This window comes from Occallatibacter sp. (assembly GCF_049802275.1).
Classification (GTDB): domain Bacteria; phylum Acidobacteriota; class Terriglobia; order Terriglobales; family Acidobacteriaceae; genus Telmatobacter.
This window is the reverse complement of the sequence record NZ_JBARMD010000416.1, coordinates 1-5,676: the sequence shown is the minus strand read 5'-3', so window position 1 is coordinate 5,676 and position 5,676 is coordinate 1. Positions and strand designations below refer to the sequence as shown.

General features: G+C 57.9%; 3 protein-coding genes. 2 read left to right on the top strand and 1 reads right to left on the bottom strand.

The window, feature by feature from the left end:
* The first annotated feature begins 87 nt into the window (after positions 1 to 87).
* Positions 88 to 2,970 (top strand): VPS10 domain-containing protein, encoded by a 2,883-nt coding sequence (locus WA354_RS14550; protein ID WP_472813740.1) that lies wholly within the window; start codon positions 88 to 90, stop codon positions 2,968 to 2,970.
* Positions 2,971 to 3,042: 72 nt separating this feature from the next.
* Positions 3,043 to 5,082: a beta-N-acetylhexosaminidase gene (locus WA354_RS14545; protein WP_472813739.1), complete on the top strand. Its 2,040-nt coding sequence runs from the start codon at positions 3,043 to 3,045 to the stop codon at positions 5,080 to 5,082.
* Between the two features lie 75 nt (positions 5,083 to 5,157).
* Here WA354_RS14545 and WA354_RS14540 read toward each other — a convergent pair.
* On the bottom strand, positions 5,158 to 5,676 hold a 519-nt coding region (locus WA354_RS14540), incomplete at its 5' end, for an amylo-alpha-1,6-glucosidase (protein ID WP_472813738.1).

Sequence of the window (5,676 nt, the reverse complement as noted above, 5' to 3'; positions counted from 1 at the left end):
CCATTTCCATTACAATCGCATTCAATTGCAATCTGATTGTTTCCCCCGCCGTGCAACCAAAAATCCTGAATGCTTCGGAGCCCCGCCATGCCTGCCGGTCGCCGCCATCTTGTTGCGTCGCTTTGTTTCGTATTTGCGTTTCAGGTAGCAGCTCAACAGTATCCCGCAGAAATGCTCTCCGGGCTTCAATGGCGCGACGTGGGACCGATGCGCGGCGGCCGAACGTATGCGGTCGCGGGAAATGCGGCGCAACCCGATACGTTCTACATGGGCTCGGTTGGCGGCGGCATGTGGAAGACGGAGAACTCCGGCCGAACATGGTTTCCCATTGCAGACGACCCCAAGACTGGAATTCCGATAGGCTCAATCGGCGCCATCGCGGTCGCTCCATCCGATCCCAATATTGTTTATGTCGGGACGGGCGAGCCGGATATTCGGAGCCAGCATTCGTATGGCATCGGTCTCTTCAAATCATCGGACGCGGGAAAGACCTGGCATTCGATAGGTCTCGCGGAGACTCGCCAGATTGGAAAGATCGTCGTTGATCCTGCCGATCCGAACCGGGTATATGTAGCGGCGTTAGGACACGTTTACAAGCCGAATCCGGAGCGCGGCGTTTTTCGCTCCATCGATGGCGGAGCGCATTGGAACAAGATCCTTGCCGGCGCGAAGAACCCTGACGATGTTGGCGCTGTCGACCTCGCGCTCGATCCGCAAAATCCGCGCATAATTTACGCATCGCTATGGGCGACGCGGCGGCCGCCGTGGGCGGTATATGCTCCCTCGAATATGCCGGGAGGGGGGCTGTACAAATCCACCGATGGCGGCGACACGTGGCATCAGCTAACCGGAGGACTTCCGGCCGACGACTTTGTGGGCAAAATTGGTATCGCCGTTGCGCCTAGCAATTCGAACCGGTTGTACGCAGTGTTCGATAACCTGGGGACGGCAATCGCACGGTCGTTCCGGAGTGTGCCGGATACTGAGAAGACGCCGACGCCGAAACCGTCAGGAGGAATTTATATATCGGACGATGCGGGTGCGACGTGGAGATTAGTCAACAGCGAGCAGCGGTTGTGGGGGCGCGGATGGTACTTCGGCCAGATCAGCGTCGACCCCACCAATCCCGATCGTGCGTACGACATCAATACCGCAACCTATATGACCCTCGATGCGGGGAAGACGTGGGTCCCCGTGAAGGGCGCCCCGGGCGGAGATGACTACCACCAGCTTTGGATCAACCCCAAAGACGGAAACCGCATGGTGCTTTCGAGTGACCAGGGCACGGTCGTTTCCGTTGATGGCGCGAAGACCTGGAGCACCTGGTACAACCAGCCGACTGCGCAGATCTACCATATCGCCGCTGACAATCGCTTCCCCTACTGGCTTTACGGTGCACAACAGGATTCAGGTGCGGTTGGCGTGAGTACCTGGTCGCGCATGGGCATACTCACTTTCCGCAACTGGGAGCCGATCTGTGAGGCCGGCGAGAGCAGCACGGTTGTACCGGATCCCGATGATGGCAAACTGCTGTATGGCAATGGAGATCAGCGCTGCGATCAAGAGCTGAACCTGCCCGCGCCAGCGGGAGGCGAGCTGCCTGCGGCCGATCCGAAAAATCCCAATCGCAGAACGTGGACACTTCCACAGGTGTTTTCGCCAGCCGACAAGGCACTCTATTATTCCAATCAATTTGTATTCCGTACGCGCGACCGCGGCAAGACATGGGCAAAGATCAGCCCGGATCTCACGAGGTTGCATCCGGAGATACCGAAGACGCTCGATCCGGTTACCGCAAAAGATATCGATGAGTCGATGACGGATCGTTTTGGGGTGGTGTACACCATAAGCCCTTCACCGCTTGATGCCAAAACGGTTTGGGTGGGCACAGACGACGGGCTGATCCACGTGACTCGCGACGATGGCGCACACTGGCGGGATGTGACGCCGCCGCCATTGAGTGCGTGGAGCAAGTTGTCGCAGATTGAGGCAGGTCATTTCGATGCCCAAACCGCATACGCCTCAGTCGATCGCCATCGCTTGGCCGACGATCGCCCTTACATTTACCGGACTCATGACGGCGGCAAAAACTGGAAGAACGTCGTGGATGGAATTCCGGATGGCGCGTTTGTGAACTCAGTGAAGGAGGACACGAAGCAAGAGGGCCTGCTCTATGCCGCCACAGAACTCCGCGTTTATGTCTCTTTCGACGACGGGGACCACTGGCAACCGCTGCAGCTCAATATGCCCGTCACTTCGGTTCGCGACATTGTTGTGCATGGCGACGATCTTGCCGTGGCAACCTTCGGTCGCGGATTCTGGGTGCTCGATCAGATGGCGGTATTGCGCCAGATCGCAGGTCGCGGCAAAGAGATTGCGGCTGCAAAGGCGTTCTTGTACGCGCCAGGAGAATCGTTCGCCATTCACCAGGGCGGCCAGAATGGCACTCCACTGCCGCAGGAAGAACCACAGGAGTCGAATCCGCCGGCGGGCGTGGTTGCCTACTACTGGCTGAGGTCAGCGCCCAACGGTCCGCTGAAGATTGAACTCGTGGATGCAAGCGGCAATGTTGCAGCATGCCTGGCCAGCGACACGCCGGTGAAACCGGTCGACACCGAAGCGATCAATGTGCAGGCTTATTGGGTCGAGCCCGCACCTCCTCCTTCAGCCGAGCCCGGCATGCATCGCGTGGCGCTCAATGTTGTTGCGCCGCGTGCGTTCGGAGGTGCGCGGAGAATTTCCTTGCCTCCTGAGGATGCGTGTCATCCGGCAGGAACGCCAGCGGCCAAACCCGGTTCTGCGCCGATGCGACCCGGGCGTGGAGTCGTGGGATTGTTGCCCGGCAAATACACAGTGCGCCTCACGGTGGATGGGCAGACATTAACGCAGGCGGTCACCGTCAAGCCCGATCCACGCAGACTGCCCAGAGGAGCCGACGCTTCACCGGAGGATGAAACTGACGACCAGTAGAATCGGTCAGACGATTTTTCGGTTGCCGTTTGTTTGCCAATCGGGGGGTGAGTGTGAGAGTTTTGCGTTCGTATGCGCTTATCTATTTTTCTCAGCGTCTGCTTAACAACATTCCTCGGAATTCCGGCGCTTTACTCACAGGATCCAACACCCCTTCCGCTGATGCCGGTGCCACTCCATCTGACGCAAGGCCAGGGGCAACTGAAGATTGACGGCACCTTCACCATCGGCCTCGATGGATATAAGGATGCCCGGCTTGAGTCGGCCCGCAAGCGATTTCTGAATACTCTTTCGAATCAGACTGGAATTCCGCTCCACGATGAAGAGGCGGCTGGCAGGGCAACGCTGTCGGTAAGAACAGCGGGCGCTGACGATCCAGTCCTTCAACTGGGAGAGAACGAGTCGTACCACCTTGAAGTTACACCGACGCACGCGCTGCTCACGGCACCGAATCCATTAGGAGCAATGCACGGGCTGCAAACGTTTCTGCAACTGGTAACGATTACTCCGGATGGCTTCAGCGCGCCGGTTGTGACGATTGACGATGAGCCACGCTTTCCATGGCGCGGGTTGATGATTGACGCGGGCCGGCACTTTCAACCTCTCGATGTGATCGAGCGCAATCTCGACGGGATGGAAGCGGTAAAGCTGAATGTCCTCCACTGGCACCTGTCGGACGACCAGGGTTTCCGCGCGGAGAGCAAAATATATCCTCTGCTGACCGGCAAGGGTTCCGACGGCCTTTTTTACACGCAGGCCGAGATGCGTGAAGTTGTGGAGTATGCGCGCGAGCGCGGAATCCGCGTCGTGCCCGAGTTCGACACTCCATGCCACACGACTGCATGGTTTGTGGGTTATCCCGATCTTGCAAGCGGAAAAGGGCCGTACAAAATCGAGACCCATTGGGGTATTTTCGATCCGGCCATGGACCCTTCAAAGGAGAGCACGTTTGAATTCCTCGGCAGATTTGTCGGCGAGATGACGACGATCTTCCCGGATGCCTACTTCCATGTCGGGGGTGATGAGTGTAACGGCAAGGAGTGGGACGCGAACCCACAGATCAAGGCTTTCATGAGCGCGCACGGCTTGAAAGACAATGCGGCGCTGCAATCGTACTTCACCGCGCGCGTGCAAAAGCTGGTGGCGGCTCACCACCGCATCATGGAAGGCTGGGACGAAGTTCTGGGACCCGACACTCCAAAGGATGTGGTGATTCAGTCATGGCGCGGGCCCAAGTCTCTGGCAGCGGCAGCGCGGCAAGGCAATCGCGGGTTATTGTCGACGGGCTATTACATCGACTTAAACCAGTCGGCGGCCGAGCATTACCTTGCCGATCCACTGGCAGGCGATGGGGCAACACTGTCGCCAGAAGAAAGGAAGCGCGTGCTCGGCGGCGAAGCGGCGATGTGGAGTGAATTCGTCACTCCGGAGATCATCGACAGCCGCATTTGGCCGCGCACCGCCGCAATTGCAGAACGGTTGTGGTCTGCGCAGGATGTGCGCGATGTGAACTCGATGTATGCGCGAATGGCGGTGATTTCAGACAAGCTGGAGTTTTATGGCTTGCACCACCAATCGTTTACCCGTCCGATGCTCCAGCGCATGAGCAGCCAATCTGATCCGAAGTATCTCGCAGTGCTGGCGGGCGTCGTGCAGCCCCCGGTGGGATATGAACGGGAATCACTGAAAGCGTATGACTGGCACTCGCCTTTGAACCACTTGGTGGATGCGATTCCGCCTGAGAGTGAGACCGCCCGCAAGTTCAAAGATCTGGTCGCTGTGATTGTCTCCGGCAATGGTTCACCGGAACAATTCCAAATGGCCGCGAAATGGTTGACCCTCTGGCGCGACAACGATGCAAAACTGCAGCCCTCGCTCAAGAACTCCGACATCACCGCAGAGCTTGCACCCCTGTCGCAGAGTTTGTCGCAAGTTTCAACGATCGGGCTTCGCGCACTTGATGACCTTCAGAAACATCGGGCAACGGAAGCTGCGACGACACAAAGCGACTTGCAGACGTTAAAGATGGCGGAGAAGCCGCAGGCCGTGCTGCGCGACATGATCGTGGCACCCGTGGAGATGCTGGTGCAGGCAGCGAAAAATCCAAAATGACGCATCAGGAACGTCACTGAATTCAATGCGCCGATTCGCGTTATCGAACAATGGGTGCCGAGCGGCAAATCAGAACTAGCGTATCGCTACAATTTCGATGTCACCGCTGCGTCGAATAATGTTGACACTCACCGAGTCCGCGAACCGCTCGAACGAGAGATCGACACTACCGTTTCCGATCTTGAGATTGCTAACCTGAATTTGTTGCAGCTTATCCGGCAAAGCGGAGTGATGCAGATAAATCCGTGACTCACTCGCGCGAATCTCAAGTCCGAGGCAGGCCTGCAGCAGCATGAAGACGGAGCCTGCCGCCCAGGCCTGAGGTGAGCAGGCTACCGGGTAAAGGGTCGGTCCTTTGCCGGGACGCCGACCGAAGCCACAGATCAATTCGGGAAGGCGGTGCAACATCACCTCGCACGAGAGATCCAGCAATCCGGATGTGATCCGCGAGGCGAGTTCCTTCTGGCTTCTCCGCAATGCGCCGAAGGCGATCAAGGCGTTGTCGTGTGGCCACATCGACCCATTGTGGTACGACATGGGGTTATATCGGCTCTCTCCGCTAACGAGCGTGCGCACACCCCACCCGGAAAAGAA

What these genes read in the sequence shown, in the direction of transcription:
- WA354_RS14550 (WP_472813740.1), top strand. Translation starts at nt 88, where the DNA reads ATGCCTGCCGGTCGCCGCCATCTTGTTGCGTCGCTTTGTTTCGTATTT.
- WA354_RS14545 (WP_472813739.1), top strand. Translation starts at nt 3,043, where the DNA reads ATGCGCTTATCTATTTTTCTCAGCGTCTGCTTAACAACATTCCTCGGA.